We start from the raw sequence: 6143 nt of genomic DNA, 5'->3' as shown, positions 1-6143 counted from the left end.
TTCGCTGCGGGCAACGGTGTTGATTGCCAAAATTCATAAAGAGATGAATAGCCGAATCTTGTTGCGAGAAGTGTTCCAATCGTCCACGATTGAACAAATGGCTCAACTGATCGAGGACCGGGAGCGAATCACTTATGCATCTATCCCGTTAGTAGAGGAAAGCGAGTATTATGCTGTCTCATCGGCGCAAAAACGATTGTATATTTTGAGCCAGTTGGAAGGCGGCGGAATTAGCTACAACATGCCAGGAATCATGACGGTGGAAGGTTCCCTGGATCGCGAGCGCTTGGAAGAAGCGTTCAGGAAACTGATTCAGCGGCATGAAACGCTGCGGACCAGTTTTGATGTGGTGAACGGCGAACCGCAGCAGAAGGTGCATCCTGAAGTTGCATTTAAGGTGGAGTATCCAAGCGAGCCAGGAAGAGGCGGAGGAACATATTCGCCGATTCATTCGCCCGTTTGATCTTGCGCAGGCGCCGTTGTTGCGAGTAGGGCTTATTCAATTGAAAGAACATGAGCATATTTTATTATTCGATATGCATCATATCGTTTCGGACGGCGTATCCATTGGCATTCTGGTTGAAGAATTCAACCGTTTGTACGAAGGAAAAGACCTGTCGCCGCTTCGGATTCAGTATAAGGATTATGCGTCATGGCAGCAGTCGCAAGCCCACAATCAACAAATGATCAAACAGGAAGCGTACTGGTTGAATGTTTTTGACGGGGAGCTTCCGGTTCTGGACTTGCCGACCGATTATGTGAGACCTTCGGTACAAAGCTTCGCGGGAGACCGAATCGAGTTTGTCGTCGATCCCGCAAGAAGTATGGGGTTAAGGCAGCTAGCGGCGCAAACGGGATCGACCCTGTATATGGTATTGCTGGCTGCTTACACCGGCTTGCTGCATAAATATACAGGGCAAGAAGATGTCATTGTAGGCACGCCGATTGCGGGAAGACCGCATGCGGATTTGGAAAGCATCATCGGGATGTTTGTGAATACGTTGGCCCTGCGCCATTATCCGGCCGGGGAAAAGACGTTCCAAGACTATGTGCAAGAAGTGAAAGAAACGTCGCTAAAAGCGTTTGAAAACCAGGATTATCCGTTTGAAGCGCTGGTCGACAAGCTCGATTTGAAAAGAGACATGAGCCGTCATCCCTTATTCGACACAATGTTTGTGCTGCAAAATACAGAGCAAGGGGAAGACGAAATCGAAGGGCTGCAGTTCAAGCCTTACCCGCACCAGCATCCAGCAGCGAAATTCGATTTGACGCTCCAAGTGACGGAAACGGCGGATGAGCTTGTTTGCAGCGTGGAGTATGCCAGCGCATTGTACAAAAAAGAAACTGTGGAACGGATGGCCGGCCATCTATTACAGTTCATCGACGTAGTGGTGAACAATTCCGAAGTCCAGCTATCGTCGATCGAAATCGTAACGGCGCAAGAGAAGGAACAAATATTAAATGCATTCAACGATACTTCCTTGTTTTATCCAAGCGAAAAAACGATCCATAAGCTCTTCGAAGAGCAGGTGGAGCTTACGCCGGAACAGGTGGCGGTCGTATTCGAGGGAAGCGGATTGACGTACCGTGAGCTGAATGAAAGGGCGAACCGGCTTGCACGAACGTTACAAGCCCAAGGGGTGCAGTCGGAGCAGCTGGTTGGCCTTATGGTGGAACGTTCTCTGGAAATGATTGTCGGGATGCTCGGAATTTTAAAAGCAGGCGGAGCCTACGTGCCGATAGATCCCGAATACCCGGAAGAGCGTATTCGCTACATGCTGAGCGATTCGGGAGCGAAGGTGCTGCTCACGCAAAGCCATTTGCAAGGACGCATTGCATTTGAAGGCAAGCATGTCATTCTAGACGAGCAAGAGGCTTACCATGCAGAATCCGCCAATTTGGAGATCGTTGTCGGCCCGCAGCATTTGGCGTACGTCATTTATACGTCAGGTACGACGGGACAGCCAAAAGGGGTTTTGGTGGAGCATCGCGGGTTATGCAACTTGAAGCCGTTTTTCGAGCATACCTTGCGTATGAATGAGCAGGACAAGGTTGTGCAATTTGCCAGCTTGTCATTTGATGCTTCCTGCTGGGAAACCTTGATGGCGCTGTTTACGGGAGCGACCTTATATGTGCCGACGGCTTCGGTGATTTTGGATTACGTCTTGTTTGAACGCTTCATGAACGACAACCGTATTACGACGGCTACCCTGCCTCCGGCCTATGCGACTTACTTGGCCCCTGAGCGCCTTCCGGCGTTGGAGAAATTGATAACCGCGGGCTCTTCCTCTTCCGCCGAGCTTGTCCGGAAGTGGGAAGATATCATGTACTTCAATGCGTACGGCCCTACGGAAGATTCCATTTGTACCTCGATATGGGCCGCTTCGGACGGTTTGAGGGAGCATGATGTCGTAACGATCGGAAGCCCGATTGCAAATCACCGTGTCTATATTGTGGATGCATACAATCAACTGCTGCCGGTCGGTGTGGCCGGCGAGCTGTGCATAGCGGGAGCGGGATTGGCGAGAGGCTACTTAAACCGCGCTGATTTGACTGCGGAAAAGTTCGTCACCAACCCGTTTGAGAGCGGCGAACGGATGTACAAGACGGGAGACTTGGCCCGTTGGCTTCCGGACGGCAGCATCGAATATTTGGGAAGGGTCGACCATCAGGTCAAAATCCGCGGATATCGGATCGAGCTGGGCGAGGTGGAAGCGAGACTCTTGAATGTGGAGCATATTCAGGAGGCTATCGTACTTGCACGGGAGGACAAAGCTGGTCAGCAGCACTTGTGCGCCTATTTTGTCGGCGAACGGCAGCTAACCTTGAGTCACATTCGGGAGGCCTTGTCCGCTAAGCTGCCTGGATACATGATTCCGACTTACTTTGTACAGTTGGAGCGGATGCCGCTGACGCCGAATGGAAAAGTGGACCGCAAAGCGCTGCCCGCGCCGGAGGGAAGCATGCCGACGGGAGCGGAATACGTGGCGCCGCGCACAGCGACGGAGGCGCGGCTGGCGCAAATCTGGCAGGAAGTGCTGGGTCTTTCGAGCGTTGGGGTTCAAGACAACTTCTTTGAGGTCGGAGGACACTCTTTGCGCGCTACCCAAATGGTGTCGAGAATTCACAAGGAGCTGGATGGCGGCATCTCTTTGCGGGAAGTGTTCGAATCGCCAACGATCGAACAACTGGCCCGATTGATCGAAGAACGGGATCAAGTCGCGTATGCGGATATCCCGTTAGCAGAGGAGAGCGAGTATTACCCTGTTTCTTCGGCCCAAAAGCGGTTGTTTGTTTTGAGCCAGTTGGAAGGCGGAGAAATCAGCTACAACATGCCGGGAGTCCTGAGCGTGGAGGGTGCCTTGGATCGTGGGCGTCTGGAAGAGGCGTTCCGGAAGCTGATTGAGCGCCATGATACGCTGCGGACCAGCTTTGCCGTGATTGACGGCGAACCGGTACAGCGTATCCATGCTGCGGTGTCCTTTGGAGTGGACTATGTCCAGGCTAGGGAAGAGGAAGTGGAAGCGTACATCGGCCGGTTTGTGCGCGCATTCGATCTGGGGCAGGCGCCGTTATTGCGGGTGCAACTGCTTGAGCTGGACCGGGAGCGCCATGTCCTGCTGTTCGACATGCACCATATTATCTCGGACGGCGTGTCGATGGGCTTATTGATCGAAGAGTTCAACCGGTTGTATGAAGGACAAGAATTGCCGCGGCTGCGGATTCAGTACAAGGATTATGCGATATGGCAGCAGGCGCAGGTCCAAAGCGAACGGATGAGCAAGCAGGAAGCGTATTGGCTCGAGGTTTTCCAAGGGGAACTGCCGGTGCTCGATTTGCCGACGGATTATGTGAGACCGGCGGTACAGAGCTTTGAGGGGGACCGGGTATGCTTCGAGATTGACGGCTCGCGAAGCGAAGCGTTAAAACGGCTGGCGGCGCAGACGGGATCGACGCTGTATATGGTGCTGCTGGCGGCATACACCTCATTGCTGCACAAATATACGGGGCAAGAGGATATCATCGTAGGAACGCCGATAGCGGGAAGACCGCATGCGGACTTGGGAAGCATGATCGGGATGTTTGTGAACACGCTGGCGATCCGCAATAACCCAACGGGGGAAAAGACGTTCCAAGAGGTTGTGCGGGAAGTCAAGGAAACGGCATTAAAAGCATACGAGAATCAGGACTATCCGTTTGATGCCTTGGTGGAGAAGCTGGGATTGAAAAGAGATCTGAGCCGCAACCCGCTATTTGACGCGATGTTTGTCCTGCAAAATGCGGAGCAAGGAGAACAGACTCTCGCAGGGCTGCAGTTTAAGCCATACCCGCGTTCGCATAAAGTGGCGAAGTTTGACCTGACGCTCAGCATAGAAGAGGCTGGTGATGAACTGGCTTGCGGCATCGAATACGCAAGATCGCTGTATGAACGGAGCACCATCGAACGGATGGCAAGTCACCTTCTGCAGCTCATTGATGCCATCCTGGAGAATCCAGAGGCCAGGTTGTCTTCCGTTGGCATGATTACGCCGCAAGAGGAAGAACAGATTCTAACCGTTTTCAACGATACCAAGGCCGAATATCCTCGTGAGAAAACAATTCATCAGCTGCTCGAGGAGCAGGCGGAACGGACGCCGGAGCAGGTGGCGGTCGTTTTCGAAGAAACACGGTTAACGTACCGGGAACTGAACGAGCGAGCGAACAGGTTGGCACGCACGTTGAGAGCCGGAGGCGTCAAGCCGGAGCAAATCGTGGGGCTGATGGTTGAACGGTCTCTGGAAATGGTTGTCGGAATTTGCGGGATTTTAAAATCCGGAGGAGCGTATGTACCGATCGATCCTTCGCTGCCGGAAGAACGAATTCGCTACATGCTGGAAGATTCGGGCGCGAAGCTGCTGTTGACGCAGCGTCATTTGCAGGACAACGTGACGTTTGCGGGGGAACAGGTGGTTCTGGACGACGAGGAAAGCTACAGCGAGGATTCGGCGAATCTGGAGCCGGTTGTCGGTCCGCATAACCTGGCTTACGTGATCTACACGTCGGGAACGACAGGACAGCCCAAAGGAGTCATGGTGGAGCATCGCGGGTTATGTAATGTAAAGGCGCTTTGCGAGAACACCCTTCGTATGAACGGGCAAGATAAGGTCGTGCAATTTGCGAGCCTATCGTTCGACGCTTCCTGCTGGGAAACGTTCAGTTCGCTATTTATGGGAGCGACTTTATATGTGCCGCGGTCCGCGGTCATTTTGGATTATCGTTTATTCGAGCGTTATGTGAACGATAATGGTATTACAATGGCGCTTTTGCCTCCGGCTTACGCCCTTTACTTAAATCCGGATCATATGCCGACGTTTAAGAAATTGATTACGGGAGGGTCTGCCTCTTCCGCTGAGCTGTTCGGAAAGTGGAAAGACAAAGTGATGTATTTCAACGCTTATGGTCCGACGGAAGATTCCATCATTACGTCGGTCTGGGCGGGAACCCGCGATTGTACAGTACAAAAATCTGTTTCAATCGGACGCCCGGTTCCAAATCATCAGGCTTACATCGTAGATGCCCAGGATCAATTGCTGCCGATCGGGGTGGCAGGCGAGCTTTGTGTTGGCGGAGTAGGGCTGGCCAGAGGATATCTGAACCGTCCGGACTTGACCGCGGAGAAATTCGTGGATAACCCGTTTGCGGCGGGAGAGCGGATGTACCGGACCGGAGACCTGGCCCGCTGGCTGCCGGACGGCAGCATCGAATATTTGGGACGGATCGACCATCAGGTCAAAATCCGCGGCTACCGGATAGAGCCGGGCGAAGTGGAAGCGAAGCTCCTGAAGGTAACGTCGGTTCAAGAGGCAGCCGTCATCGCCCGGGAAGACGCGGACGGACAAAAGTCTTTATGCGCGTATTTTGTGGCGGAGCAGACGCTGACGGTAAGCGAGCTACGAGGAGCGCTTGCACAAGAACTGCCTGGCTATATGATTCCTTCTTACTTTGTCCAGCTGGAGCAAATGCCGCTGACGCCGAATGGGAAGGTAGACCGCAAAGCGCTGCCGGCGCCGGAAGGAAGCGTGCACACGGGAACGGAATACGTGGCGCCGCGCACAGAAGTGGAACAGACCTTGGCCTCGGTTTGGCAAGGGGTGCTGGGTACT

The 6143-nt window shown here is 53.3% G+C and carries 2 protein-coding genes; both read left to right on the top strand.

The window, feature by feature from the left end:
* Positions 1-463: condensation domain-containing protein (locus PEL01S_RS35855; protein ID WP_164824375.1), on the top strand; the 463-nt coding region annotated here is incomplete at its 5' end.
* Positions 387-6143, top strand: a 5757-nt coding sequence (locus tag PEL01S_RS33790; protein ID WP_164824374.1) for a non-ribosomal peptide synthetase, incomplete at its 3' end; no start/stop codon positions are given. The genes PEL01S_RS35855 and PEL01S_RS33790, both read left to right, overlap by 77 nt.

Origin of the sequence: Paenibacillus elgii NBRC 100335, assembly GCF_004000865.1 — a bacterium.
Lineage (GTDB): Bacteria > Bacillota > Bacilli > Paenibacillales > NBRC-103111 > Paenibacillus_G > Paenibacillus_G elgii.
This window is presented reverse-complemented; position numbering and strand designations above follow the sequence as displayed.